This is a genomic window from Streptomyces sp. NPDC001515, assembly GCF_053597115.1.
On record NZ_JBSFHN010000020.1, the window covers coordinates 1 to 24,198 of the forward strand.

At 72.9% G+C, this 24,198-nt stretch carries 26 protein-coding genes; 11 read left to right on the top strand and 15 right to left on the bottom strand.

The window, feature by feature from the left end; translation table 11 throughout:
• Positions 1–156: 156 nt before the first annotated feature.
• From ACWCXC_RS21475 to ACWCXC_RS21500, 6 genes are all read left to right on the top strand, one after another.
• A complete protein-coding gene (locus tag ACWCXC_RS21475) occupies positions 157–627 on the top strand; it encodes a MarR family winged helix-turn-helix transcriptional regulator (RefSeq protein ID WP_450890223.1) in 471 nt (156 codons plus the stop codon).
• A 35-nt stretch (positions 628–662) separates the two neighbouring features.
• Entirely contained in the window at positions 663–932 is a 270-nt protein-coding gene (locus tag ACWCXC_RS21480; protein ID WP_450890224.1) for a hypothetical protein, read from the top strand.
• Positions 933–1,182: 250 nt separating this feature from the next.
• The gene (gene chvE / locus ACWCXC_RS21485) at positions 1,183–2,307 is read left to right on the top strand and encodes a multiple monosaccharide ABC transporter substrate-binding protein (RefSeq protein ID WP_450890225.1); all 1,125 of its coding nucleotides are present in this window, start codon (positions 1,183–1,185) and stop codon (positions 2,305–2,307) included.
• On the top strand, positions 2,304–3,872 hold the full coding sequence (gene mmsA, locus ACWCXC_RS21490; protein ID WP_450890226.1) for a multiple monosaccharide ABC transporter ATP-binding protein: 1,569 nt from the start codon (positions 2,304–2,306) through the stop codon (positions 3,870–3,872). The genes chvE and mmsA overlap by 4 nt, the downstream gene beginning before the upstream one ends.
• Positions 3,873–3,878: 6 nt before the next feature.
• The gene (mmsB, locus tag ACWCXC_RS21495; RefSeq protein WP_450890227.1) at positions 3,879–5,114 is read left to right on the top strand and encodes a multiple monosaccharide ABC transporter permease; all 1,236 of its coding nucleotides are present in this window, start codon (positions 3,879–3,881) and stop codon (positions 5,112–5,114) included.
• Between the two features lie 60 nt (positions 5,115–5,174).
• The gene (locus ACWCXC_RS21500; RefSeq protein WP_450890228.1) at positions 5,175–6,791 is read left to right on the top strand and encodes a carboxylesterase/lipase family protein; all 1,617 of its coding nucleotides are present in this window, start codon (positions 5,175–5,177) and stop codon (positions 6,789–6,791) included.
• A 22-nt stretch (positions 6,792–6,813) separates the two neighbouring features.
• On the opposite strand, the gene ACWCXC_RS21505 is transcribed toward ACWCXC_RS21500, so the two are convergent.
• Positions 6,814–7,845 carry an SCO7460 family lipoprotein gene (locus ACWCXC_RS21505; RefSeq protein WP_450890229.1) on the bottom strand — a complete coding sequence of 344 codons (1,032 nt, stop codon included), beginning with the start codon at positions 7,843–7,845 and terminating at the stop codon, positions 6,814–6,816.
• Positions 7,846–8,165: 320 nt separating this feature from the next.
• Here ACWCXC_RS21505 and ACWCXC_RS21510 point away from each other — a divergent pair, with 320 nt between their 5' ends.
• Positions 8,166–9,317, top strand: a complete 1,152-nt coding sequence (locus ACWCXC_RS21510) for a S1 family peptidase (RefSeq protein WP_450890230.1) — start codon at positions 8,166–8,168, stop codon at positions 9,315–9,317.
• 62 nt (positions 9,318–9,379) lie between these two features.
• Here the strand turns inward: ACWCXC_RS21510 and ACWCXC_RS21515 are convergent, their stop codons facing one another.
• On the bottom strand, positions 9,380–9,829 hold the full coding sequence (locus ACWCXC_RS21515) for a GNAT family N-acetyltransferase (protein WP_450890231.1): 450 nt from the start codon (positions 9,827–9,829) through the stop codon (positions 9,380–9,382).
• A gap of 121 nt (positions 9,830–9,950) precedes the next feature.
• Between ACWCXC_RS21515 and ACWCXC_RS21520 the strand changes: the two genes are divergently transcribed.
• Positions 9,951–10,244, top strand: a complete 294-nt coding sequence (locus ACWCXC_RS21520; RefSeq protein ID WP_450679592.1) for a DUF2087 domain-containing protein — start codon at positions 9,951–9,953, stop codon at positions 10,242–10,244.
• A gap of 40 nt (positions 10,245–10,284) precedes the next feature.
• Here ACWCXC_RS21520 and ACWCXC_RS21525 read toward each other — a convergent pair whose 3' ends face one another.
• The 3 genes from ACWCXC_RS21525 to ACWCXC_RS21535 form a co-directional block, all read right to left on the bottom strand.
• Positions 10,285–10,950, bottom strand: coding sequence for a nitroreductase (locus ACWCXC_RS21525; RefSeq protein ID WP_450890232.1), 666 nt, complete (start codon positions 10,948–10,950; stop codon positions 10,285–10,287).
• A gap of 75 nt (positions 10,951–11,025) precedes the next feature.
• Positions 11,026–11,541, bottom strand: coding sequence for a DUF6630 family protein (locus ACWCXC_RS21530; protein ID WP_450890233.1), 516 nt, complete (start codon positions 11,539–11,541; stop codon positions 11,026–11,028).
• A gap of 105 nt (positions 11,542–11,646) precedes the next feature.
• On the bottom strand, positions 11,647–12,321 hold the full coding sequence (locus tag ACWCXC_RS21535) for a TetR/AcrR family transcriptional regulator C-terminal domain-containing protein (protein WP_450890234.1): 675 nt from the start codon (positions 12,319–12,321) through the stop codon (positions 11,647–11,649).
• A gap of 65 nt (positions 12,322–12,386) precedes the next feature.
• Here ACWCXC_RS21535 and ACWCXC_RS21540 point away from each other — a divergent pair, with 65 nt between their 5' ends.
• Positions 12,387–13,601 (top strand): beta-ketoacyl-[acyl-carrier-protein] synthase family protein, encoded by a 1,215-nt coding sequence (locus tag ACWCXC_RS21540; protein ID WP_450890235.1) that lies wholly within the window; start codon positions 12,387–12,389, stop codon positions 13,599–13,601.
• Between the two features lie 58 nt (positions 13,602–13,659).
• On the opposite strand, the gene ACWCXC_RS21545 is transcribed toward ACWCXC_RS21540, so the two are convergent.
• Positions 13,660–14,589, bottom strand: coding sequence for an LLM class F420-dependent oxidoreductase (locus ACWCXC_RS21545; protein ID WP_450890236.1), 930 nt, complete (start codon positions 14,587–14,589; stop codon positions 13,660–13,662).
• Between the two features lie 168 nt (positions 14,590–14,757).
• On the opposite strand from ACWCXC_RS21545, the gene ACWCXC_RS21550 reads away from it, so the two are divergent.
• Complete coding sequence (locus ACWCXC_RS21550) at positions 14,758–15,567, top strand: aminoglycoside N(3)-acetyltransferase (protein WP_450890237.1); 810 nt, start codon at positions 14,758–14,760, stop codon at positions 15,565–15,567.
• 2 nt (positions 15,568–15,569) lie between these two features.
• On the opposite strand, the gene ACWCXC_RS21555 is transcribed toward ACWCXC_RS21550, so the two are convergent.
• The gene (locus ACWCXC_RS21555; protein WP_450890238.1) at positions 15,570–15,974 is read right to left on the bottom strand and encodes a S26 family signal peptidase; all 405 of its coding nucleotides are present in this window, start codon (positions 15,972–15,974) and stop codon (positions 15,570–15,572) included.
• A gap of 56 nt (positions 15,975–16,030) precedes the next feature.
• Positions 16,031–16,876, bottom strand: coding sequence for an aldo/keto reductase (locus ACWCXC_RS21560; RefSeq protein WP_450890239.1), 846 nt, complete (start codon positions 16,874–16,876; stop codon positions 16,031–16,033).
• A 67-nt stretch (positions 16,877–16,943) separates the two neighbouring features.
• On the opposite strand from ACWCXC_RS21560, the gene ACWCXC_RS21565 reads away from it, so the two are divergent.
• Positions 16,944–17,615, top strand: a complete 672-nt coding sequence (locus ACWCXC_RS21565; protein ID WP_450890240.1) for a DNA-binding response regulator — start codon at positions 16,944–16,946, stop codon at positions 17,613–17,615.
• Between the two features lie 32 nt (positions 17,616–17,647).
• On the opposite strand, the gene ssuE is transcribed toward ACWCXC_RS21565, so the two are convergent.
• Genes ssuE through ACWCXC_RS21600 form a run of 7 tightly spaced genes read right to left on the bottom strand, consistent with a single transcriptional unit; the run spans position 17,648 to position 24,180 of the window.
• Positions 17,648–18,208 carry an NADPH-dependent FMN reductase gene (gene ssuE / locus ACWCXC_RS21570; protein WP_450890241.1) on the bottom strand — a complete coding sequence of 187 codons (561 nt, stop codon included), beginning with the start codon at positions 18,206–18,208 and terminating at the stop codon, positions 17,648–17,650.
• A 56-nt stretch (positions 18,209–18,264) separates the two neighbouring features.
• A complete protein-coding gene (locus tag ACWCXC_RS21575) occupies positions 18,265–19,053 on the bottom strand; it encodes an alpha/beta hydrolase (protein WP_450890242.1) in 789 nt (262 codons plus the stop codon).
• 56 nt (positions 19,054–19,109) lie between these two features.
• A complete protein-coding gene (locus ACWCXC_RS21580) occupies positions 19,110–20,450 on the bottom strand; it encodes an LLM class flavin-dependent oxidoreductase (RefSeq protein ID WP_450890243.1) in 1,341 nt (446 codons plus the stop codon).
• 36 nt (positions 20,451–20,486) lie between these two features.
• Entirely contained in the window at positions 20,487–21,359 is an 873-nt protein-coding gene (locus ACWCXC_RS21585; RefSeq protein WP_450890333.1) for an ABC transporter ATP-binding protein, read from the bottom strand.
• Positions 21,353–22,234, bottom strand: a complete 882-nt coding sequence (locus tag ACWCXC_RS21590) for an ABC transporter ATP-binding protein (protein ID WP_450890244.1) — start codon at positions 22,232–22,234, stop codon at positions 21,353–21,355. The genes ACWCXC_RS21585 and ACWCXC_RS21590 overlap by 7 nt, the downstream gene beginning before the upstream one ends.
• Positions 22,231–23,124, bottom strand: coding sequence for an ABC transporter permease (locus tag ACWCXC_RS21595; protein WP_450890245.1), 894 nt, complete (start codon positions 23,122–23,124; stop codon positions 22,231–22,233). The genes ACWCXC_RS21590 and ACWCXC_RS21595 overlap by 4 nt, the downstream gene beginning before the upstream one ends.
• 3 nt (positions 23,125–23,127) lie before the next feature.
• Positions 23,128–24,180, bottom strand: coding sequence for an ABC transporter permease (locus tag ACWCXC_RS21600; RefSeq protein ID WP_450890246.1), 1,053 nt, complete (start codon positions 24,178–24,180; stop codon positions 23,128–23,130).
• Positions 24,181–24,198: the final 18 nt, after the last annotated feature.

Below are 24,198 nucleotides of genomic sequence, written 5' to 3' on the forward strand. Positions count from 1 at the left end.
CCGACCACTGCTCGTCAGAAAGATCCCCTCGCCCCACACCGAGATCATCACGGCACAGGGCGAGAGACGGAGCCCACTTCTAAAACACGGCCTAGGCCGCCCTGCGCCGGCGCACCGGGCGCACCGGGTGTACGGGCGTACGCCTACGATCGACGGGTGAACGACGACGCGACGCCGCCCAGCCTCCTGGGGCACACCACCTACCTGATGTCCCGGACGGGCCGGGCGGCCCGGTCCCGGCTCGCGAAGCGGCTGGCCGGGCGCGGCCTGCGGCTGCGGCACATGGCGGTGCTGGCCGCGCTCTGCGACTTCGGGCCGCACGCGCAGCGGGAGCTGGCGTCGCGGCTGTCGATCGACCGGGGCGACATGGTGACCCTCGTGGACGACCTCGGGGCCCTCGGCCTGGTGGAGCGGGCGCGCGACACCGCCGACCGCCGGCGGATGACGGTCACCGTGAGCCCGGCGGGAAGGCGGGTGCTCGACGATCTCCAGGCCGAGGCGTCGGAGGTGCAGGAGGACGTCCTGGCCCCGCTGAGCGCCCGTGAACGGACGCAGCTGGCCCGTCTGTTGAAGCGCGTCCACGACCACGTCCGCCATGGCGAGGCGGTGCGGCCCGCAGGTCGCTGACGGTATCCGCCCCCTCGGTGCGGGAGACTTCTGCGATGACCAGTCCCTCGGCCCAGCCGTCCCGTGACCGTGCCCTCGGGCGCGGCATCACCACCCTCATCCCGCAGTCGGCGTCCGCGACCCCCGCCGAGCAGGCCGCCGCCGTGCTGACCGCCATGCGGAGCGTTCCGGTGCGGGTGGGGGTGCTCCAGGCGGCCGTCGTCCTCCTGGAGGAGCGGGTGCGGGCCACCGACGATCCGGCGGAGCGTGCCGCGGCCGCGACCACCGTCGCCATGCTGCGCGGCGCCATCGGCCAGGCCGGCTGACCACGCGCCGTACGCCGCCCCATTGACAGTCTCCCCGGCCGCTCACTACCGTCACGCCCACATTTCGAACGCATGACGAAATTTCGAACAGCGCTGTTTCGCAGTCCCGGTGCGCACGGGCGATGCCGTCGATGTGGCGGACTCCCGCATGCCTCCGCGTACCACGAGTCCCGAACCATGTCCGATATACCGAACCAGAGGAGGGCGGCGCGGCCCGACCGGCCGCCGCCCCCGCACCGGAGGATCGACCATGCGCAGCTCCTCACGTACCCCCACCGCACGGACCGCGACAGTCCTCACCGCCCTGGCCCTCTGCCTCACCCTCGCCGCCTGCGGCCAGAACAGCGACGGCGGCAGCAAGGAGAAGAAGTCCGGCGGCAAGGGCTCCACCATCGGGATCGCCATGCCGACCAAGTCGTCGGAACGCTGGATAGCCGACGGCCGCAACATGGCCGCCGAGTTCCACAAGCTCGGGTACAAGACCGATCTCCAGTACGGCGAGGACGACGTCGACCAGCAGGTCTCCCAGATCGAGAACATGATCACCAAGGGCGTCGACGTCCTGGTGATCGCCGCCATCGACGGACGCGCCCTCGGCGACGTCCTGCGCCAGGCGGGGGAGCAGGGCATCAGGGTCATCGCCTACGACCGCCTCATCCTCGGCAGCCCCGACGTCGACTACTACGCCTCCTTCGACAACGAGAAGGTCGGTGAGCTCCAGGCCGGCTACATCCTCGACAAGCTCGGACTCGCCTCCGGCACCGCCAAGGGCCCGTTCACCATCGAGCTGTTCGCCGGCTCCCCGGACGACAACAACACGCGCTACTTCTTCCAGGGCGCCTGGAAGAAGCTCAAGCCCTACCTCGACAGGAAGCAACTGGTCGTCCGCAGCAAGCAGACGAAGCTCGACCAGATCACCACCCTGCGCTGGGACGGCGGCACCGCCCAGAAGCGCATGGACGACCTGCTGACGAGCGCGTACTCCTCGGCGGACGTCGACGCGGTGCTCTCGCCGTACGACGGCATCTCGATCGGGATCATCTCGGCCCTCAAGTCCGACGGCTACGGCACCGCCGCGAAGCCGTACCCCGTCGTCACGGGCCAGGACGCCGAGATCGCCTCGGTGAAGTCCATCATCGCGGGGCAGCAGACGCAGACCGTCTACAAGGACACCCGGGCCCTGGCCAAACAGGCCGTCCAGATGGCCGACGCCGTGCTGAACGACAAGAAGCCCGAGGTCAACGACACCACCACCTACGAAAACGAGAAGAAGGTCGTCCCCTCGTTCCTGCTGAACCCGGTGAGCGTCGACAAGAGCAACTACCGCGCCGAACTGGTCGATTCCGGCTACCTCAACGAGAGCGACCTGCGATGACCGCCACGACGGCCGACCCGGTGGCCCCCGCACCGATCCTGGAGATGCGGTCCATCGTCAAGACCTTCCCCGGCGTCACCGCCCTCTCCGACGTCTCCCTGACCGTCGCCCGGGGCGAGATCCACGCCATCTGCGGGGAGAACGGCGCCGGCAAGTCCACCCTGATGAAGATCCTCAGCGGTGTGCACCCGCACGGCAGTTACGAGGGCGAGATCCGCTTCGACGGCGAGGACTGCGCCTTCCGCGACATCCGGGCGAGCGAGGCACGCGGGATCGTCATCATCCATCAGGAACTCGCCCTGATCCCCTACCTCTCCCTCGCGGAGAACCTCTTCCTCGGCAACGAACACGCCACCGGCGGCTTCGTCGACTGGAACGAGACCCTTCGCCACGCCGCCGCCCTGCTCAAGCGCGTCGGCCTCAAGGAGCACCCGCAGACCCGGGTCGCGGACATCGGCGTCGGCAAACAGCAGCTCGTCGAGATCGCCAAGGCCCTGGCCAAGAAGGTGGACCTGCTCATCCTCGACGAGCCGACCGCTGCCCTCAACGACGAGGACAGCGCCCATCTCCTCGCCCTCATCCGCGAACTGAAGGACCAGGGCATCTCCTCGATCATCATTTCGCACAAGCTCGGGGAGATCACCGCCGTCGCCGACTCGGTCACCGTGCTGCGCGACGGCCGGACCGTCGAAACGCTCGACGCCCACGCCGGGGCGGCGACCGAGGAGCGCATCATCCGGGGCATGGTCGGCCGCGATCTCGACCACCGCTTCCCGCCGCGCACCCCGTACGAGGGGGACCCGGACGCCCACCCCGCCCTGGAGATCCGGGACTGGACCGTCCACCACCCGATCGACCGGCACCGCAAGGTCGTCGACGGCGTCTCGCTGCGCGCCGGCCGGGGTGAGATCGTCGGCATCGCCGGACTCATGGGCGCCGGACGCACCGAACTCGCCATGAGCGTCTTCGGCCGCAGCTACGGCGCGGACATCAGCGGCACCGTCCTCAAGGACGGCCGGGAGATCCGCACCCGCACCGTGGCCGAGGCCGTCCGCCACAAGATCGCGTACGTCACCGAGGACCGCAAGCACTACGGCCTCAACCTCATCGACACCATCAGCCGCAACATCAGCCTCGGCGCCCTCGGCAAGGTCGCCCGCTACGGGATCGTCGATGAGCACGAGGAGGCCCGCGTCGCCGAGTCGTACCGGACCTCCATGAACATCAAGGCGCCCAGCGTCTTCGAACAGACGGGCCGCCTCTCCGGCGGGAACCAGCAGAAGGTCGTGCTCAGCCGGTGGATCTTCGCGGGCCCCGACGTGCTCGTCCTCGACGAACCCACCCGCGGCATCGACATCGGCGCCAAGTACGAGATCCACACCGTCATCGACCGGCTCGCCGCCGAGGGACGTGCCGTCGTCCTCATCTCCTCCGAGCTGCCCGAACTCCTCGGCATGTGCGACCGGATCTACACCATGGCGGCCGGCCGGCTCACCGGCGAAGTCCCGCGCGCCCAGGCCACCCAGGAGGTCCTGATGCGCCATATGACCAGCGACAAGAGGTAGCAGGACATGGCCCAGGCCCCCACCGACACCCGACGGCCCACCCTCGGCAAGGACGCCCCCGCCGCGCCCACCACCGGCGCGATCCTGCGCGAGGCGGCCCGCCGCAACATCCGCCAGTACGGCATGCTCATCGCCCTCGGACTGATCGTCGTCCTCTTCGGCATATGGACCGACGGCGTCCTCCTCAAGCCGAACAACGTCACCAATCTCGTCCTGCAGAACAGCTACATCCTGGTCCTCGCCATCGGCATGATGATCGTCATCATCGCCGGGCACATCGACCTCTCGGTCGGCTCGCTCGCCGCGTTCGTCTCCGCCGCCTGCGCCGTCATGATGGTCGAGCACGACGTCCCCTGGGTCCTCGCCCTCGTGCTCGCCCTCCTCCTCGGCGCGGTCGCCGGCGCCTGGCAGGGCTTCTGGATCGCGTACGTCGGCATCCCCTCGTTCATCGTCACCCTCGCCGGGATGCTGCTCTTCCGGGGCGGCACACAGATCCTGCTCGGCAGCCGTTCACTGGGCCCGTTCCCCGAGGGCTTCCAGAAGATCTCCACCGGCTATCTGCCCGAGGTCGGCCCGGTCACCAACTACCACAACCTCACCCTGCTCCTCGGCGCCGCGCTGCTCGCCCTCGCTCTGCTCCAGGAGGTCCGCGACCGCCGCCGCCAGCGGCGCCACGGCCTCGACGTCCTGCCCCGGAACCTCTTCCTCGCCACGTGCGCGGCCATGGCCGCAGCCGTCCTCGCCTTCACCCTGACCCTGGCCAGCTACCGGGGCGTCCCCGTCGTCCTGCTGCTGCTCGCCGCGCTGCTCATCGGCTTCGGCTACGTGATGCGCAACGCGGTGATCGGACGCCATGTGTACGCCCTCGGCGGCAACGCGGCCGCGGCGAAGCTCTCCGGCGTCAAGGACCGCCGTGTCACCTTCCTCGTCTTCGTCAACATGGGCGTCCTCGCGGCACTCGCCGGGGTCGTCTACGCCGCCCGCCTCAACGCCGGCGTTCCCCAGGCCGGCACCAACTTCGAACTGGAGGCCATCGCCGCCGCGTTCATCGGCGGCGCCTCGATGAGCGGCGGCGTCGGCACGGTCCTCGGCGCCCTCATCGGCGGGCTGGTGCTCGGCGTCCTCAACAACGGGATGTCCCTCGTCGGCATCGGCACCGACTACCAGCAGGTCATCAAGGGCCTGGTCCTGCTCGCGGCGGTCGGCTTCGACGTCTACAACAAGCGCAGGGTCGGCTCCTGACACCCCCGCGCCGGTCAATCCCCTCGCACGGACGCGCTGCCGCGTGCCAGCATGATCCACATGGAAGACCCTGGGGGCGGTGGAGCGGCGTTGACCGAGGTGTTCGAGACGGCGGCGGGACGGGTGCGCGGACGGCCCCCGCACCGGGGCGTGGTCGCCGTGCTGGGAATTCCCTTCGCGGAACCCCCGTTCGGCGACGGCCGGTTCGGTGCGCCGCGCGCCCGCCGCCCCTGGACGGGCGCGCGCGACGGTACGCGGTTCGGCCCCGTGTCCCCGCAGTCGGCGGAGCTGCCGGGCGCACCCGCCTGGTCGCCCGGCGACGAGGACGTGCTCAGTCTCAACGTCTGGATCCCCGAGCCCGCCGTCCGGGCCGGGGCCGGGCCCCTGCCCGTGCTCGTGTGGATCCACGGCGGCGCCTACACCTTCGGATCGAGCGCCCAGCCCGACGTCGACGGCACGGCCCTGGCCCGCACCGGGACCGTCGTCGTCACCCTCAACTACCGCCTCGGCTTCGAGGGATTCGGCCACGTCCCCGACGACGGCGACGGTTCCCGCCCGCCCAACCGGGGCCTGCTCGACCAGGTCGCCGCACTCGCATGGGTCCGCGACAACATCGCCGCCTTCGGCGGGGCGCCGGACAACGTGACCGTGGCCGGACAGTCCGCCGGGGCCACCTCCGTGGCCTGCCTGATGGTCATGGACGCGGCGCGCGGACTGTTCCGCCGCGCCATCGCGCACAGCGCGGTGGGTCCCGTCTTCGCCCCCGAACTGGCCGAGGACCTCACGCGGCGCATCGCGGAGGCGGCCGGGGTCCCCGCCACCGCCTCCGGGCTCGCGGCCGCGTCGCCGCGGACGCTGGTCAGCGCGGCCGACGCCGTTGTGGACGCGTGCCGCAGTGCCCCGGCGACGGGCCCCCTCTCCTGGGACCCCGTCGTCTTCGGCCCGGTCGCCGACGGCCGCGTCCTGCGCGCCGACCCGGTCGAGCTGATCGGCTCGGGCACGGCCCCCGGCATCGACCTCCTCGTCTGCCACACCACGCAGGAGTACTGGCTGTTCGACGCCGTGAACAGCCTCGCTCCCGTGGCCGACGACGCGGAACTGACCGGGTTCGCCCACGACCTCGGGCTTCCCGACGCCCTGGTGGAGGGCTACCGCCGGCTGCTCCCCGCCGCATCCCCGCGCGAACTCCAGCTCGCCCTCTACGGGGACCTCTCCTTCGGGGAGTACGGGAACCGCCTCGCCGACGCGCACGCACAGGCCGGCGGGCGCACGTTCCTGTCCCGTTTCGTCCGGCAGCGCGGGGGAGACGCGCCGGTGTACGCCTGGCACTGCGCGGACGTGCCCTTCGCGTTCGGCACCCTGGACGAGGAGAGCGTCCACTTCCTGATCGGCGGCCCGCCCACGGAGGACGACCGCCGGCTGTCCGACCGGATGCGCGCCGCCTGGGCCGGATTCGCGGCGGGAGGCGACCCCGGCTGGCAGCCCAGGGCCCGTCCGGGCATTCCCGTCTGCCGGGCGGACGACGGGAACGGCCGGACAGGCCCTGGGGAAACCGCGAACGGCACGGTCCGGATCTGGGGCACGCCCGACCCGGCGGCCGGTCCGGACCCCTGGCGGGACGGCGACGGGGTGCGCGCCCTGTGGAGCGGCTACGCGTACGCGCCCGCCCAGCCCTGAGGAGAAGCCGTCCGGCGGACCGTCACCTGGCGGGGAGCCGCAGCGGACCGCGCCCCTCGCGCACGGAGCCGACGGGGCGCGGTTCGCCCACCGGGGTGCCCCGCACATCGGTGGTGACCTCCACGGCCATGTCGCCGAGACAGGTCAGATCGCCGTCCGGTTCCTCGCAGTACAGCACGTATCCGGTGAGCCGGTCGACGGTCCCCGGCTCCAGACGCCACACCCCCTGGTACGTGCTCATCTGCACCCGGGGGTGGGCGGCGCGGAGGCGTTCGCGCACGGACCGCCGCACGTTCGCGGCGAACTTCTCCTGGACGTCGAAGGGCCGGACGATCCGCGCGCTGCCCGAGGTGTCGAGCGTGCCGTCCGCAGCGGCGTACCCCACCGCGTAATAGGGGCGGGACTGGAGGGAGGCGCGCAGCCGGGTGTCGGTGAGCCGGACGGCGGTCGGCTCCGACGCCTTTCCGACCGGGCGGCCCTCGGCGACGGAGGGGGAGGCCAGATTGACGGCCGCCCCGCGCGCGCCCGCCGCGGCGTCGGTCCTCGCCTCGGCCTGCCGCCAGGTGCGGACGCAGGCGCCGATGTCCGCCAGGGTGGCCTTCACCGTGTCGTTGGTGAGGGAGCCCACGATCCACGGCGCCCCGGAGGCGGGCTCGTACGCGATCACCTCGTAGCCGCACGCCGCGAACGAACGGATCATCAGCCTCAGCCGCCGTGCCTCGGCCCGGCCGCGCGTCACCGCCTCGTCGAGAACCCCCAGGCAGGGATGGGAGTTGCATGTGCCCTTGCCTGCGTCGACGCGGAAGCGGACGACCGCGTCGGGGTCGTCGGCGACGGCGAAGGAGATCTCGGAACCCTCGGACTGAGGGAACAGCGTGCGCGCGCCGATCACCCGGAGCATGCCCGGGTAGTGCTCGTCGGCGAGCTTCTCGGCGTACCGCCGGTCGTCCTTCGTGTCGAGCACCCCGCATCCGGAGAGCAGCAGAGCGACGGAACACAGCAGCGCACCGGCCATCCCCGCCCTGATTCCGTGCCTGCCGCGCACCCCGCCCATGTCCGCTCCCTCTCCCGCCCGCCGGGCCGCGCGCACCTCGGCGCTGCTCCGATCCGGTCATCAGATGCGACGGTAGGACGAGTTCGGCGGGGCCGGATGAGTACGTCTACTCAGCCGGGGCGGCCCGGCCACCCAGGCGCGGGGGAGACCCGGGGCCGGTATCCGCGTACGTCATTGGCATGGACCTGCTCACGGCTCTCCGCTACAGTCCGGAACGGCACACTCTGAGAGCGCTCTCAGAACGAGGAGCCTCCCGGACGCCTGCTGTTCCTCCCCCACATCAGCGGAACAACGGAAGGGCCACTGCCTTGAGACGCACCATGGCATTACGCACCGCACTGTCCGCCGTGCTCCTCGTCGGAGCCTGGGCGGGCGCCGGTTTCCCGTCCGCCACGGCCGCCGGCACCCCTGCCCCCGCACCCCGGTCCACCGCCGCCGAACCGGCCTCCTCCGGCCTGCTGGCCGCCATGCGGCGGGACTTCGGCCTCACCGAGACCGAGGCCCGGGCGCGGCTCGCGGCCGAGAGGTCCGCCACCGCCCTCGAACCCCGGGCCCGGCGCGCCGCCGGGAGCTCGTACGGCGGTTCGTGGTTCGACCCCTCGACGGGCGCGCTCACCGTTGCCGTCACCGGCACGGAACAGGCCGCCGCCGTTCGCAGGACGGGCGCCGCCGTGCGCCTCGTGACCCACAGCGCGCACACCCTCGACGCGGTCAAGGCGAAGCTCGACCGCCTCGACGCGCCCGCGGGTGTGAGCAGTTGGCACGTCGACCCGAAGGCCAACACGGTCGTCGTGAACGTCGTCCCGTCCGCGCGTGCTGACAACGATGTCCGGGCGTTCGTGGCCCGCGCCCGCGCGACCGGACCCGTGACCGTCGAGCAGACGGCCGGGGCCCCGCAGACCTTCGCCGCGGGAACCGTGGGCGGCGACCCCTACTACACCGGCAACGTCCGCTGCTCCATCGGCTTCTCGGTCTACGGAGGCTTCGTCACGGCGGGCCACTGCGGCCGGGCGGGCGCCTCGGTGCGCGGCTGGGACGGCTCCGGGATCGGCAACTTCCAGGGCTCGTCCTTCCCCGGCGACGACTACGCCTGGGTGAACGTCGGCAGCGGCTGGTGGACGGTCCCCGTGGTCCTGGGCTGGGGAACCGTCTCCGACCAGCTCGTCCGGGGATCGGCCGTGGCACCGGTCGGCTTCTCGGTCTGCCGCTCCGGCTCCACCACGCACTGGCACTGCGGCACCGTCCTCGCCACCAACGAGACGGTCAACTACAGCCAGGGCGCGGTCTACCAGATGACCAAGACGAGCGTGTGCGCGGAGGGCGGCGACTCGGGCGGCTCGTTCATCAGCGGCGACCAGGCGCAGGGTGTCACCTCGGGCGGCTGGGGCAACTGCTCCTCGGGGGGTGAGACCTGGTTCCAGCCGATCAACGAGATCCTCAACCGGTACGGGCTGACCCTGCACACGGCCTGACGGCCTGAGACCACGCGCGGGAAGGGGCTGCCACCGTGAGGGGTGGCAGCCCTGTCGCGGTGTCACACGCCGGGCGCCAGCCGCAGATCGATGAACGGAATGGTGTCACCGGGCAGGACATAGCGCTCGATCTCGACGAACCCGCGGTCCAGCGCGAAGCGCAGCCCCTCCGGATTGGACTCCAGGACGCAGGTCTCGACGACCTCGGCCCCGAGCCCGCGCGCCTCCGCCAGGCCGTGCCCGTACAACGCCTCGCCGTACCCCCGGCCCCGGTGATCCGGCAGCACCCGGGCGATGACGGTGGCCGTCGGCGTGTCGCCGGTCGGGGGACGCACGGTGGCGCAGCCCACGACGGTGTCCCCGAGGCGGGCGACAGTGAGCCGGTTGCGCCCGGCGCGCTCACGGACCTCGTCGAGGGAGAGCACGGCGGTCGGGATGATCGTGTTGTGAACCCGCTGCCAGTCCAGCAGGGCGGCCTCGTCGGCCACCGGTTCGATACGGAGTGCGGTCATCGCCGTAGGGAATCGCGCACGAGGACGCACGTCAACCCGGATCATGGCGGTGCGCCCTCCGGCGTACGGGTGCCCCGGAAAGGTGTTGCCGACCCGGGGCCGGCTTGAGAGGCTGCGGCCCATGTCCGATTCACGCACCACGGCAGGACCCGCCCGCGGGGTGGCCGACCTCTTCTCCCACGGCCGGCTGACGGCGATCCCGCGCAAGGCGGCCCGACGGCAGCAGCTTCTCGACCACCTCGCGGAGACCCTGTTCGTCCCCGGGCGCACCTACACCGAGCGCGAGGTCAACGACGCGCTGCTCACCGTGCACGAGGACTGTGCCGCGCTCCGCCGTTATCTGGTCATCGGCGGACTGCTCAGCCGCACCAAGGACGGCGTCAGTTACCGGCGTGCGGAGCCCCGCACGGAGTGAGCCGGTCTCCGGCCGCCGGCCCGCACGGTGGGCCGGCGGATCACGTCCCGACGAAGCTGACGGTCTCCGCCAGGTCCGCCCGCCCGGTGCGCAGCCTCGGCACCCCCTCCTTCTCATATCCCACCGCGACCCCGCAGAGCAGCACGAGTCCGTCGTCGGCGCCGACCGTCCGGCCGACGGTCTCGTGGAACATCGTCCACATCACCTGCGGGCAGCTGTGCAGCCCCTCGGCCCTTAGCAGCAGCATCACCGTCTGCAGATACATGCCCGCGTCCGCCCACTGCCCCGGGCCCATCGTCCGGTCGAGGTAGCAGAACAGCACGACCGGCGCACCGAACGCCTCCGAGTTCAACGCGGCGATCTTCCTGGGCCGTTCGGGATCTGCGCGCTCGATGCCCAGGGCGCCGTAGCGCTGGGCGGCCGCTGCGGCGAAGCGGTCCGTGTACGGCGAGGCCAGCCCGTCCGGATACATCGGATACTGCCGTGCGTCCCCCGGGTCCCCGGCCAGCGCCCTCTCCGTCGCCCGCCACTTCAGCCCGGCCAGTGGCTCGCCCGTCACGACGTACACCCGCCACGGCTGGAGGTTTCCGCTCGACGGCGCCCGGGTCGCGGCGGCGAGGACCCGTTCGAGCAGGGGGCGGGGCACCGGCGCGTCGCTGAACGATCGCACGGCCCGGCGGCTGTCCACCGCCTCGTACACATCCATGACGCAGATCCCTTCGTTCACGGGGTGGAAGGTCCCGCACGAGGATGTCAGACGCCGTCGCCGCGCCCGCGCCGGTCAGGCACCGAGCGGCAGCGCCACATGGCCCGCCCGCGCGGCCAGCGCGGTGAGCCGGTCGGTCTGCGCGGCTCCCAGACAGACCACCGGATAGCAGTCCGACTCGATGTCGAGCACCGCGAGCGCCGCCCCGACCTCCCCGTAGTGCCTGCTGCAGACGGCGAGGAAATCGGCCGTCGGCAGAGCCCACTCGGCGTCGTCGAACAGCGTCCAGGGGTCCACGGAGGGGCGCGAGGCCAGAGTGTCGAGCCGGGCCCGGATCTCCTGGGCGTCCTCCTTCCAGTCGAACTCCGCGAGCAGACCGAACTCGTCGAGGGCGTCGACCAGGGCTATCCAGGCCAGACCGGCGAACGGCTGCTCGATGCCGCGCTCCTCCAGACGGTCGGCGAAGTCGCGCACGTACGCCTCGGGGTGGTCGTGGGCCCGGAGGACCTGGTCGGCAACGGCCGGAGTGCCGGGCGCGAGCAGCGCGGCCAGGGCGGCGAGGGAGGAACGGGCTTCGTCGGGTGCGGACATGAGGGCTCCTCGGCAGGGGCGCCGTACGACGGACGGAGGGAGGGCCGGGCGGGTCGCCGGCCTCTTCTCCGAACCTTCGCACACGGGTCTGACAGTGAGGGTGTGTCAGGCGCGCGGTCCCGGGGCACGGACGTACCGAACGCGCCCTTCGCGCGGGCGCGGCTCCGCGGGTCCGTCACCGTCGTGGATGGTCAGCGTTCCGGCGAGGTCGAGGTCGGAGACCGTGCCGTGCGCTCCGGCGCGGACCAGGAGGACGGCTCCCAGCGCGGTGCTCCAGAAGGTCCGGGCCTCCACGTCCAGCGGGCGCAGGGCGGCCCAGCCACGACGCTCCACGAGCCGGCTCACGAAGCGCTCGGACTGGCGGAACAGCAGCTGGAGGTGCTGGTCGACGACGGGGGCGAGTTCGGGCCGGGAGATTCCGGCGGCCAGGGCGCGCGTGACGTTCGGGAGCGAGGGCATGGCGAGGACGGCGCGGGCGATGTTGCGCCGGAAGGCGGTCGCGTCGGGGGCCTGGCGGCCGATGCGTTCGATGCGGCGGGCATCGTGCAGCAGGCCCAGGAAGGCGGCATGCACGAGGAGCGCGTCCTTGGAGCCGAAGTAGTAGGTCACCTGGTTGGGGAAGGCTCCCGCCGCGTTCGCGATCTCCGCGACGCTCGGGTCGGCGCCGGGCCGTTCCTCGCACAGCCGCGCGGTCGCCTCGATCAGCCGGTACCGGGTCGCGCGACCGCGGTCGCGCGGGCGGGCCGGTGCTGGGCGGGACTCGGTTCGCTTCTTCTCCACCCCGGAATTGTATGTGATACAACAAAGGCGTTCACTTGTATGGCATACAAGAAAGGCTGATGGGTATGCACGGGACTGACGTCGTGGTGACCGGACTCGGCGCGATCACCCCGCTCGGGGCGGACGCCGCGTCCACCTGGGACGCGCTGCTGGCGGGTGCGTCCGGCCTCGGCGCCGGGGTCCTGCCGGGCGTCGTCGCGGGCGCGATGGCGGTCGACCCCGCGACGCTGCTGCCCGCGGTGCGGGCCAGACGGCTCGACCGCTCGCAGCAGGCGGCCCTGGTCGCGGCGGACGAGGCATGGACCGACGCCGGCCGGCCGGAGGCGGACCCCTACCGCGTCGCCTCTGCGATCGGCACGGGCATCGGCGGTGTGGGGACACTGCTGCAGGAGGACGACGTCCTGGAGGCGTCGGGGACGCGGCGCGTCTCACCGCGTACGGTCCCGAAGCTCATGCCCAACGCGGCGGCGGCCTGGATCAGCATCGAGTACGGGGCACGCGCCGGCGCCTACACGCCCGTCTCGGCCTGCTCCTCCGGCGCGGATGCCATCGCCCTGGGGGCGAGGCTCATCCGGGCCGGGGAGGCGGATCTGGTGATCGCGGGCGGCACGGAGGCCGCCATCACCCCGATCACCGTGGCCGGGTTCGTCCAGGCCAAGGCCCTGTCCCGGCACACCGCCGACCCCGCCTCGGCCTCCCGGCCGTTCGCCGCCGACCGCAGCGGGTTCGTGCTGAGCGAGGGCGCCGCGGTCATGGTCCTGGAAAGCGCCGAACACGCCGCCGCGCGCGGCGCGCGCGTCCACGCGGTGCTCGCCGGTGCGGGCATCGCGGCCGACGCCCACCACATCACCGCACCCGCTGAGGACGGCTCCGGTCAGATCGCCGCCATGCGCAAGGCCCTCGCCCAGGCCGGACTGCCCCCCGAGCGCATCGGCCACATCAACGCCCACGCCACCGGCACCCCGGTCGGCGACGCCGCCGAGGCGCGCGCGATCGCGGAGATCTTCGGCCGGGCCACTGCCACGGCCCCCAAGGCATCGCTCGGCCATCTCTTCGGCGCGGCCGGCGCGATCGAGGCACTGCTCGCGGTCCTGAGCGTGGAACACGGCGTCATCCCGCCGACCCGCAACCTCGCCGCCGCCGGGACCGGCCCCGACATCGCCCTCGACGTCGTCACGGAACGACGCGACGTCCCCCAGGACGCGGTCCTCACCAACTCCTTCGGCTTCGGCGGGCAGAACGTGTCACTCGTCTTCACCCGCGCACCCCGGCGGGCGTGAGCCCGCCGGCCGTCGACGGGAGGAGCGATGCCACCCGCCGGCGGCCGGTGCCCGCAGGTCAGATCCCGGCGGCGCGCGCCGTCTCGTACACCTCGGTCGCCACGTCGACGAGTTCCGACGCGTCGCGCAAGGTGCTCTGGAGATCCAGCAGGATCCGGGGCACGCCCGTGGCGGCGTGCGCGGCCAGGTCCTCGACGATCTGCTCGGCACTGCCGTGGAACAGGGCCCGTCCGGAGCCCGCCACGGACCGGGCGCTGTAGCGCGCGTTGGCACGGAGGCAGACATCGAGCGGGCGATCGCGTCCGCGCTCGGCGGCGGCGTCCCGGATGCGCTGCCACTGCGCGTCCAGCGCATCGGCCCCCTGCGCCACCGGCATCCAGCCGTCGGCCCGGTCGACGAGCCGGCGCGTGGCGCGCGGACCCCTCGCGGGCAGGAAGACCGGAATGGGCCGGACCGGCTTGGGCCCCACCACGGACGGCCGGATCGTCGTCAGTTCGCCCTTGTAGGAGACCGGGTCCGGGCCCCACACCGCCGCGCACACGTCCAGCAGTTCGTCCAGCACGGCCCCGCGCCGCTCGAACGGGGCGACGGACGCCGCCGCGTACTCGTCGTGCGACCAGCCCGTCCCCAGCCCGGCGATGACGCGGCCCCCGCTGGCCACGTCGAGCGAGGCCAGGGACCGGGCGAGCTGGAAGGGAACGTGCAGCGGGGCGACCAGCACGCTGGTCCCGAGGCCGATCCGCTCGGTGGCCCCCGCCGCCAGGGTCAGGGTGACCAGCGGGTCCGCCACGCCCCGGTAGTGCTCGGGCCAGGGAGCCCCCGGCATGCCGTACAGGCCCTGCGTGGCCGGTTCCGGAACGAGGATCCGCTCGAACACCCACAGGGTCTCGTACCCCACCGCCTCGGCGGCGCGTGCCACCGCGGCGACATCCCGCCCGAGGGCGTACTGCTTCGTCTGCGGCAGACCGAGACCGAGCGCGACCGGCATACGCGTACTCCTCAGGTAGTTGAACCGGGCAACCAGCCTAGGCCAGAGCGTTTCTGACGCAACGCCTGCGCACCGACGCCCCACCCGTCACCGAACAGAACCGGCCACCTCCCGGCGCGCGGGTATTTCGGTGGCGTCGGGAGCGGACCGGCCGGAGACTGACCGGTCATGACCATCGAGCCTCCCGCCGGCCCCCTGTGCACCCGCGACTCCCTCGCGTCCGAGCTGCGCACCCTCGGGGTGCGCTCCGGCGTGACCCTTCTCGTGCACTCCTCGCTCAGCTCACTGGGCTGGGTCTGCGGAGGCCCCGTCGCCGTCGTCGAGGCACTGCTCGACGTCCTCGGCCCCCGGGGAACCCTTGTCGTCCCGACGCACTCCGGCGACAACTCGGACCCGGCCGCCTGGGGGAATCCGCCCGTACCCGCGTCCTGGTGGGACGGCATCCGCGCGTCCACGCCCGCCTACGACGCGCGCACCACGCGCTGCCTGGGCGTCGGGATCGTCCCCGAGACGCTCCGCACCTGGCCGGGTGCCCTGCGCAGCGCCCACCCCCAGACCTCCTTCGCCGCCGTGGGCCCGCGCGCGGCGGGGATCGTGGACGGGCACGCCCTCGACTGCCGCTTCGGCGAACACAGCCCCCTGGCGCGGCTGGAGGAGGCCGGAGCCCGCATCCTGCTGCTCGGCGCCGGATTCGACTCCTGCTCCGCCTTCCACCTCGCTGAATACCGCGTCGGTAGGCCCCGGGAGCCCAACTCCTTCGCGGTCATGACCCCGCAGGGGCGTCGCTGGACCACCGTGGAGGACACCGCGATCTCCGCCGACCGCTTCGACGACCTGGGCGCGGACTTCGAGAGGACCCACCCGGTTCTGCGCGGCAGGGTGGGCCGTGCGGATGCCCGGCTCTTCGACCTGCCGGACGCCGTGACCCACGCGGCGACATGGATCCGGGAGAACCGGCTCCGGACAGAGGGTTTCTGACGCTACGGACGGTGTGGGGGGCCGGGTCGCCGTCCCGCCGGGTCGTCGGGTGCCGTGGAGCCGCCCCCGAGGATCTTGCCCGCCGTACCCGACCGGGCGACGCCATCGACCTCCACACAGATGCCGTAGACACGGTCGTGGCCCGTCCAGCCGTTGACGCGCCCGCGGTTGTTGCTGATCTGCACCCGCTTCCGGGCGCGGTCCACCGCCGACACCAGGTGCAGGTAGACCGTCCCGGCGACACGGGCGAGAACGATGTCGCCGACCTCCACCGCCGAGGGAACCACCGGGGCGACCACGACCTGCTGCCGACCGCGTATCAGCGGAACCATCGACGAACCGCTGGGGCGGAACGTCACCGTGTCGCCGCCCGTGACCCTGGCGGCCACCGAATCCAAAGCACCCATGCGAGGAGCGTGGCAGACGTCCCCGTGCCTTCCCACCGCATTTCGTGGTGAGCGCGTCAGACCTCGCCCCGCAGATACGCCAGATCGTCCGCGTCCAGCGCGAGCCCGTCCGCCGCGAGGTTCTCCTCCAGGTGGGCGAGGGTCCCGGTGCCCGGGATGGAGAGCAGGACGGGGGACAGGGCCAGGGAGAAGGCGATCTGCACCTGCGGGACGGTCGCGCCGTGGCGGGCGGCGACCTTGCCGAGCCGTGTCTCGTCCAGCGGGTTGCCGCCCCCGCCGAGCGGAAAGAACGGGACGTACGCGATGCCCTCCGCCTGGCACCGCTCCAGGAGCCCGTCGTCGTCCTGGTGGTTCTGCACGGCGGCCACGGGGGCGATGGCGCGGGCCTCCGCGAACTGGGCGGCGTCGACGTTGCTCACGCCGAGGTGGCGGATCAGCCCCTCCTCACGCAGTCCCGCCAGGACCTCGAAGCGAGCCGCGAGGGACTCGCCGCCCGGCCCGGTCGTCCCGCCCACCCGGAGATAGACCAGATCGAGCCGGTCCAGGCCCAGGTCGCGCAGATCCGCCTCCACCAGGGCGCGCAGATGGCCGGGGGCGGCCTGGCCGCTCGGCACACCGCCGGGGCCGGGCAGCGGGCCGACCTTCGTCGCGATCACGAGACCGTCCGGATAGGGGGCCAGGGCCGTGCGGATCATGTCGTTGGCCCGGACCGCGCCCCGCTGGTAGAAGCCCGCCGTGTCGATGTGGTCGACGCCCAGTTCCCGGGCCCGCCGCAGCACCGCGACGGCGTTGCCGGGACTGCGCGGGGGTCCGTGGAGGGTCCCCGTCGCCAGGCGCATCGCGCCGAAGCCGAGCCGGCGGACGGTGAGATCCCCGCCGAGGGGGAAGGTCGTGGTCGTCATGCCGTCCATGCTCCGCGCGGCCGTCCGCGAGGGACAGCGCGTGGCAGTTTGCTGCCAGACTGCACGGATGCGGAATGAACAGATCTTCACCGTGCACGGGGACGAGGAACTGGTCGCGCGCGCCGGCCACCTCTTCGCCTCCGCCCGCACCGAATTCCTCTGCGCCGCCCGCGACCTGGACACCTGGGCTCAGCCGTCCGCCCGCGCCGCCGTCCGCGACCGGCTCCGCACCGGCACCGGACCCGGCCTCCGTGTCCGCAAACTCCTCAGCCCGGTGGCCCTCGCCGACGAGGCGGCGCGCGACCACCTGGCGCTGGTACGCGGCCGGGGGGCCGAGGTCCGCATCAGCGCCTCCCCCCTGCCGCACGAGACGATCCTCATCGACCGGCGCGTGATGATCCTCGCCGGCCGGGACTCGCCCACCGGCCGCGCGTACACCGTGACGACGTCACCGACCATGATCGACGGCGTTCACGCCCTCTACTCCGCGCTCTGGGACACCTCCACCGGCCTCGACACCTATCTGCGGCAGGACGTTCCCCACCTCGACGCCGCCGACCGCACCATCCTGAACGCCCTCGGCTCGGGCCTCACCGACGAGTCCGCCGCCCGGCGCCTCGGCCTCTCGCTGCGCACCTACCGCCGCCGCGTCGCCGCTCTCATGGTCACCCTGGAAGCCGGTTCACGGTTCCAGGCGGGGCTGCGGGCGGGCGAACTGGGGCTGCCCCGAGGGGCGTAGCGCCGCCCGGCCGCCCGGCCGCGGACCCGCGCCTACTCGGCCGCCGCCAGCACGGCCGACCGCCTGCCCCCGAGCGCCGCCGAGAACGCGTCCGTCACCTGCCCCAGCGCCTCGGCGGAGTCGGGAGCCACCGTCAGCGCGCCGTCGCGGCCGACGGTGATGTCCCTGTCGAGCGTGAACCAGCCCGGCACGATGTGCGCGGCGCCCATGGAGCTGAGCACCGGACGCAGCGCGTAGTCGATGGCCAGCACATGGGCGACGCTGCCGCCCGTGGCCAGCGGCAGCACGGTCTTGCCGGCCAGCGCGTACTGCGGCAGCACATCGAGGAGCGACTTCAACAGCCCGGAGTACGCGGCCTTGTACACGGGCGTGCCGATCACCACCCCGTCCGCCCGCGCGAACAGGTCCGCCGCGCCGACGACCGCCGGATGGCCGAAGTCACCGCCGAGCAGCGCGTCGGGCGGCAGCGACCGGGCCTCCAGCGCTATCACCTCGTGGCCCTGGTCCCTGAGCCGCTCGTCCAGGTGGCGCAGCAGACGGGACGTACGGGAGGTCGCGGACGGGCTGCCGGAGACGGAGAGAACAGTGGACACGGGAACACCTTTCGGGTCGGGAGGAAGGACGGGCGGGGGCGGGAGGGGGAGCCGGGTCACCAGGCGCTGGACTCCACCGTGATCACCGGCGCCAGCCCGTTGCGCAGGGTCTCCAGGAAGGTGACGACCTCAGCCGCCACCGCCCGGTGCTGGAGATCGTTCAGGACGTCGTGGCGACCGCCCCGCACCACCGAAAGGCGCGTCCGGGGGCGGGACTTGGCCAGGTGCGCCAGTGCGGCACGGTCGGCCAGAGGATCCTCGTCGCCCACGAGGAGCAGGGCGGGGACCGCCGCCCGCGCGGCGCCGGACCCCTGCTCGTCCCCGTACGCCGCGTCGAGCAGGGCCGCCGGAACGGGCTCGGCGAGCGAGCCCCGCCGCACCGACGCGTCCTCGCCGAGCACCTGGCGGTGGGCCGGGCAGGCGGTGCGCACGTCCAGTTCCTCGTCCCAGGTCCCCGTGGACGTCGAGCCCCGCCCGGGGAGTCCGGCGAGGACGACGCCGTCCGGCAGCCGGGTCCCGGTCCGGCCGAGCAGCGCGGCCACGGCGGCGGCCCCGGAGTCGGAGCCGGCCAGCACGACCGGGTGGGCGACGCCCCCGTCACCGGCGGTTCCTTCGAGCGCGTCGGCCAGCCGGGCGGCGAGCGCCGACAGCGCGGCGGGCGGGTCCGTGGCGTCGAGCGCCGGGGCGTCCAGGACGCGGACCCGGTAGGCGTCGGCGGCCAGACGCCGGCCGAACCGGGCGTAGGACGCGCGGGACTCGCCCCGGCCCGGCACCACCAGGACGGTGCCGCGTACGCGCGGACCGTCGGGGCCGAAGTGGTCGGTGTACTGGCTGGACTCGGTCATACGGGCTCCTGAGGGCGGGGCGGGGGAGGGGAGGGCGGTGTGAGGGGGTGCGGGGCTCAGGCGCGCGCGCTCGCGCGCGCCAGCGTGTGGCGGTTCCCGGGCACCGGGAGGCCCAGGTTGCCGCGCAGCGTGTCGGCCTCGTACTCCGTACGGAACAGACCCCGCTTCCGGAGCAGCGGCACCACGCCCTCGACGAAGCGGCCCAGGTCGTCATTGTTGCGGAAGGCCAGGTTGATGCCGTCGAAGGTGCCGGCCTCGAACCAGCGCTCGATGGTGTCCGCCACGGTCTCCGGCGATCCGACGAACGGGGAGCGGCGGAACGCGTTGACGGAGTCGGCTACCTGGCGCAGCGTCAGATTCTCCCGGCGCGCCCGCTCGATGATCTGCGCGGCCCCGGTCCGCCCGCCCTTCTCGGCGAGGTGGGCGACGTCGGGGAACGGCGCGTCCAGGTCGTGCACGCTGAAGTCGTACGCGCCGAACGACCGGCCCAGCAGCGCCAGATTGCTCGCGAAGTCGTTGTCCTCCTCGAAGATCTCCCGCTCCCGGCGCCGGGCGTCCTCGTCCGTGGCGCCGACGACCGGGCCACCGTGGATGAAGATCTTGATGTGGTCGGGGTCACGGCCGTACGCCGCCGTGCGAGCCTTGATGTCCGCGTAGTACTCCCGCGCCTGCTCCAGGGAGCCGCCCGGCGCGTAGATGCCCTCGGCCACCCGGGCGGCCAGGTCGCGGCCCTCGGGGGAGACACCGGCCTGGAAGATCACCGGCTGGCCCTGCGGCGACCGGGAGAGGTTGAGGGGGCCCGCGACCTTGAAGTGCTCCCCCTCGTGGTCGAGGGCGTGCAGCCGGGACGGGTCGAGGAACACGCCGCGCTCCGGGTCGGCCGGGAAGGCGTCGTCCTCGTACGAGTCCCACAGGCCCCGGGCGACCTCGACGAACTCCAGCGCCCTGCCGTACCGGGTGGCGTAGTCCAGGTGCTCGTCCAGACCGAAGTTGCGGGAGGTGCCGGTGTCGAAGCTCGTCACGACGTTCCAGCCGGCCCGGCCGCCGCTGATGTGGTCCAGCGAGGCGAAGCGGCGCGCCAGGTTGAACGGGGAGTTGTACGTCGAGCTCGCCGTGCCCACCAGGCCGATGTGCCGGGTGTGCGTGGCGACGGCGGAGAGCAGGGTCAGGGGTTCCAGCCGGTTGAGGTAGTGCGAGGGGTAGGTGGCGTTGATGAACTGGCTGTCCACGATGAACAGGGCGTCGAACAGGGCGTGTTCGGCGGCCTGAGCCTGTTCGATGTAGTAGGCGATGTCGATGCTGGCGTTCTTCGCGACGCGCGGGTCCTTCCAGAGCCCGTGCTGGCCGGGGCCCCCGACACCGTACGGGTGCAGGGCGAGATGGATCGTGCGGGACATGGCTGGTCCTTCCGGAGGTGGTCGGTGGTGCGGGGTTCAGGCGTGGAGGAGCGCGCGCAGGGCCTCGCGTTCGGCCCGGTCGGCGGGGCCGCTGCCGAGCGTGGGGGCCGAGCCGACGAGCAGCCGGGTGTACGGGTGGCGGGGCTCGTCGATGACGTCACGGGCGGCGCCGGTCTCGACCAGCTCGCCCCGGTAGAGCACGGCGATCCGGTCGGCGGTCCCGGCGACCGAGCCCAGATCGTGCGAGATCAGCACGAGGGCGGTGCCGGTGTCGCGGAGGTCCTTGAGGATCTCCAGGACCTGGACCCGGTTGGCGGAGTCCAGTGCGCTGACCGGCTCGTCCAGGACGATCAGCCGGGGCTCGGTGATCAGGGCGCGCGCCACCGCGACGCGTTGCCGCTGCCCGCCGGACAGTTCGCCCGGCAGCCGTTCCAGCAGCCGCTGATCGAGGTGCACCCGGTCCAGCAGTGCGACGGCCCGCGCGACCGCCTCCGCGCGCGCCGTTCCCCGGACGAGCAGCGGCTCGACGAGGGAGTCCTCGACGGTGGCGTCGGGGTCCAGGCTGCGCAGCGGGTCCTGGAAGACGTACTGGACGACTCCGCGCCGTCGCAGTGCGCGCCACTGCCGGGGTCGGTACGCGCTCACCTCCTCACCCGCCACCCGCACCGATCCGGCCGCGACGGGCACGAGACCGAGGGCGGCGCGGGCGAGCGTGGTCTTGCCGGAGCCGGTCTCGCCGATGAGCCCCACGGTCTCCCCGGGGACGACGTCCAGGGACACCCCGCGCAGGGCGGGGCGGCGGCGCCGGCCGCGACCGTAGCGGACCTCCAGGTCCCTGATCTCCAGGACCGGGGCCTTCGGGCCCGCGCCCGCGGGGGCGGTGGGCGCGGTGGGTTCGGTGGTCACGATGTCCCCTTCGGCGTGCGGAACTTCTCCAGGCCGTACTGGTTGTGCTCGTCGATGAGCAGCCGGGTGTACGCGTGGCGCGGTGCGTGGAGGACGGCCCCGGTCGGACCCTGCTCGACCACCTCGCCCTGACGCATCACCAGGACCTCGTCGCAGAGCTGGGCCACGACGGCCAGGTCGTGCGAGACGACGACGAGGGCCAGCCCGGTGCGTTCGCGCAGGTCGGCGAGGAGGTCGAGGATCTCCGCCTGGACCGTGACGTCGAGCGCGGTGGTGGCCTCGTCGGCGATGAGGGCGCGCGGTTCGAGGGCGATGGCCGCCGCGATCAGGACGCGCTGGAGCATGCCCCCGGACAGCTCGTACGGGTACTGCCCGTGGACGAGTTCCGGATCGCGCAGCCGGACCGACCGCAGGAGTTCGACGGCGCGGCGCCGCGCCTCGCGCCGGCCCAGTCCCCGCTTCGCCCGCAGCACCTCCGCGATCTGGGCGCCCACCCGCATCGACGGATTGAGGTACGAGGCGGGGTCCTGGAACACCGCACCGATCGTGGAGCCGCGCAGCTCCGTCCACTGACGGGGCGTCAGCGTCGCGATGTCCGTCCCGCCGATCTCGACGGTGCCGCCGCTGACCTCGAAGTGGCGGGGCAGGATGCCGAGCGCGGCCCGGCAGGTGAGCGTCTTGCCGCTGCCGGACTCGCCGACGACGCCCACGGCCTTGCCGGGGGTGAGCGTGAAACCCACGCCGTGGACCATCTCCCGGCCGGTGGAGCGGTCGGTGACGCGGACATCGCGCAGTGCGAGCACCGGGGCGGCCGCCGGGGCACCGGCGGTGGCCGCGGGGACGGGCGCGGGAGCGGTGTGCGGGGACAGGGTCGTCACAGCGAACCTCCGGCGGGGATGGAACCGGTCGTACGGGGGCGGTCGCGGCGGGCCCCGCGCCGGGCGGCGGTCAGCGCCCGGCCGGCCTCGCCGGACACGTCGCGGATGGCGTCGGCGAGCAGATTGCAGGCCCAGACGGTGACCATGATCAGCAGTGCGGGGACCACGGGCGCCCACGGGCGGTGGCTGAGATAGCCGAGGTCCGAGGCGAGCAGCCCGCCCCAGGTCGGGGCCGGCGGCTGGACGCCGATGCCGAGGAACGTCAGGCTCGACACGATGACGAAGCCGACGCCGACGGTCTGCGCGAGCGCCACCGCCAGCGGCGGCAGCACCTTCAGCCATACGTGCCGCCGTACGATCCAGAGGAGCGAGGCGCCCGAGACGACCGCGGCCTCCACGTACGGGGAGCGGGCCACGGCCAGGGTGGCCGCGCGCGAGACCCGGTAGAACAGCGGGGACACCAGGACCCCGGTGACCAGCATGGCCTGGGTGATCCCGTTGCCCAGCAGGGCGATCACCGCGATGGCGAAGAGCATGAACGGCAGCGCCACCAGCGTGTCCGCCAGCCGCAGCGTCAGCCATTCGAAGACCCGGCCCAGATACACCGACAGGATGCCGGGCACGGCTCCCACGGCCAGGGCGGTCAGCGCGACCTCCAGCGAGCCGAGGACGCTGACGCGCGAGCCGTCCAGAAGCCGGCTGAACACGTCGCGGCCCAGATAGTCGGTGCCCAGCCAGTGCGCACCGGAGATCTCGGCGAGCGGCCCGCTCCCGGCCGCGAGGGGGTCCTGCGGGGCGAGCCACGGCCCGAGCAGGGCCAGCAGCGCCACCACCAGGAGGATTCCGACGGCGATCCGTCCGGAGGTGAGCGCGAGGACGCGGCGCACCATGGGTCACACCCCCCGCTGCGATGCCGGCATCACACGGGCCAGCACCAGATTGATGATCAGGTTGAACGAGACGACGAGCACGATCGAGACCACCAGGACGCCCTGAACGGCCGGTACGTCACCGGCCTGGGCGGAGTCGTTGGCGAACCGTCCGAAGCCCTGGAGACCGAAGATCCACTCCGTCACGACGGAGGCGCCCACCAGGGCGGGGAACTTCTGCCCGAGCGTGGCGAGCGCCGGCCCGATGCCGTTGCGCAGCACGTGGGAGAAGAAGATCCGGCGCGGGCCGAGCCCCCGGACCACGGCGCCCGTCACATAGTTCTCGTCGTACGCCGCGACCAGGCCGGCGCGCAGTTGCCGCGCCACGTCCGCGACGACGTCGAAGCTGAGCGCGAGCGCGGGCAGGGTGATGTGGGAGAGCCAGGGGCCGATGCCCTGTTCGGCGGGGACGTATCCGGCCGAGGGGAACAGCGGGACGCCGACCGAGAACAGCGCGACCAGCACGATCCCCACGACGAACGCCGGCATCACCGAGATGACCGTGACGAAGCCGGTGATCGCCCGGTCGACGAGGGTGGTCCGCCGCAGCGCCGCCAGGGTGCCGAGGCCGAAACCGACGACCACCCCGATGACCAGGGCGAGCGTCGCGACCGACAGGCTCACGCCGAGGCCGAGCCCGATCAGTGTCGAGATGTCGGCTCCGTTGACCCAGCTGGTGCCCAGTTGTCCGTGCAGGACCCCGGTGAACCAGTCGCCGTACTGGGTGAGGAAGGGCCGGTCGAGCCCCCACTGCGCCTCGACGCGCTCGATCGCCTCGGGCGTCGCGTTCTCACCGAGCTGGATCCGGGCCGGACTGAGTCCGCTCATCGACCGCAGGGCGAACGTCACGAAGGTCGCGACCAGGAACACCGGTACGAAGATCGCCACCGACCGGCCGAGCGCCGCCAGGGCCCGGCCCGCCGCGTGGCGGGCCCGCGCCGCGGCCACCCCCTCCCGGCGGGCGGGGTCGTCCGGGTCGGCGGGACCGGCCCGGTGCGCATAGGTGTGCGTCGTCATGGGCTGCCTCCTCTCCTC

Coding starts and splice junctions, on each gene's coding strand:
- mmsA (WP_450890226.1), top strand. CDS start 2,304: ATGACCGCCACGACGGCCGACCCGGTGGCCCCCGCACCGATCCTGGAG.
- ACWCXC_RS21515 (WP_450890231.1), bottom strand. CDS start 9,829: ATGACCGCACTCCGTATCGAACCGGTGGCCGACGAGGCCGCCCTGCTG.
- chvE (WP_450890225.1), top strand. CDS start 1,183: ATGCGCAGCTCCTCACGTACCCCCACCGCACGGACCGCGACAGTCCTC.
- ACWCXC_RS21505 (WP_450890229.1), bottom strand. CDS start 7,845: ATGGGCGGGGTGCGCGGCAGGCACGGAATCAGGGCGGGGATGGCCGGT.
- ACWCXC_RS21545 (WP_450890236.1), bottom strand. CDS start 14,589: ATGCCGGTCGCGCTCGGTCTCGGTCTGCCGCAGACGAAGCAGTACGCC.
- ACWCXC_RS21555 (WP_450890238.1), bottom strand. CDS start 15,974: ATGGGTGCTTTGGATTCGGTGGCCGCCAGGGTCACGGGCGGCGACACG.
- ACWCXC_RS21480 (WP_450890224.1), top strand. CDS start 663: ATGACCAGTCCCTCGGCCCAGCCGTCCCGTGACCGTGCCCTCGGGCGC.
- ACWCXC_RS21525 (WP_450890232.1), bottom strand. CDS start 10,950: ATGGATGTGTACGAGGCGGTGGACAGCCGCCGGGCCGTGCGATCGTTC.
- ACWCXC_RS21600 (WP_450890246.1), bottom strand. CDS start 24,180: ATGACGACGCACACCTATGCGCACCGGGCCGGTCCCGCCGACCCGGAC.
- ACWCXC_RS21530 (WP_450890233.1), bottom strand. CDS start 11,541: ATGTCCGCACCCGACGAAGCCCGTTCCTCCCTCGCCGCCCTGGCCGCG.
- ACWCXC_RS21550 (WP_450890237.1), top strand. CDS start 14,758: ATGACCATCGAGCCTCCCGCCGGCCCCCTGTGCACCCGCGACTCCCTC.
- ACWCXC_RS21500 (WP_450890228.1), top strand. CDS start 5,175: ATGGAAGACCCTGGGGGCGGTGGAGCGGCGTTGACCGAGGTGTTCGAG.
- ACWCXC_RS21560 (WP_450890239.1), bottom strand. CDS start 16,876: ATGACGACCACGACCTTCCCCCTCGGCGGGGATCTCACCGTCCGCCGG.
- ACWCXC_RS21540 (WP_450890235.1), top strand. CDS start 12,387: ATGCACGGGACTGACGTCGTGGTGACCGGACTCGGCGCGATCACCCCG.
- ACWCXC_RS21580 (WP_450890243.1), bottom strand. CDS start 20,450: ATGTCCCGCACGATCCATCTCGCCCTGCACCCGTACGGTGTCGGGGGC.
- ACWCXC_RS21510 (WP_450890230.1), top strand. CDS start 8,166: ATGGCATTACGCACCGCACTGTCCGCCGTGCTCCTCGTCGGAGCCTGG.
- mmsB (WP_450890227.1), top strand. CDS start 3,879: ATGGCCCAGGCCCCCACCGACACCCGACGGCCCACCCTCGGCAAGGAC.
- ACWCXC_RS21595 (WP_450890245.1), bottom strand. CDS start 23,124: ATGGTGCGCCGCGTCCTCGCGCTCACCTCCGGACGGATCGCCGTCGGA.
- ACWCXC_RS21565 (WP_450890240.1), top strand. CDS start 16,944: ATGCGGAATGAACAGATCTTCACCGTGCACGGGGACGAGGAACTGGTC.
- ACWCXC_RS21575 (WP_450890242.1), bottom strand. CDS start 19,053: ATGACCGAGTCCAGCCAGTACACCGACCACTTCGGCCCCGACGGTCCG.
- ACWCXC_RS21520 (WP_450679592.1), top strand. CDS start 9,951: ATGTCCGATTCACGCACCACGGCAGGACCCGCCCGCGGGGTGGCCGAC.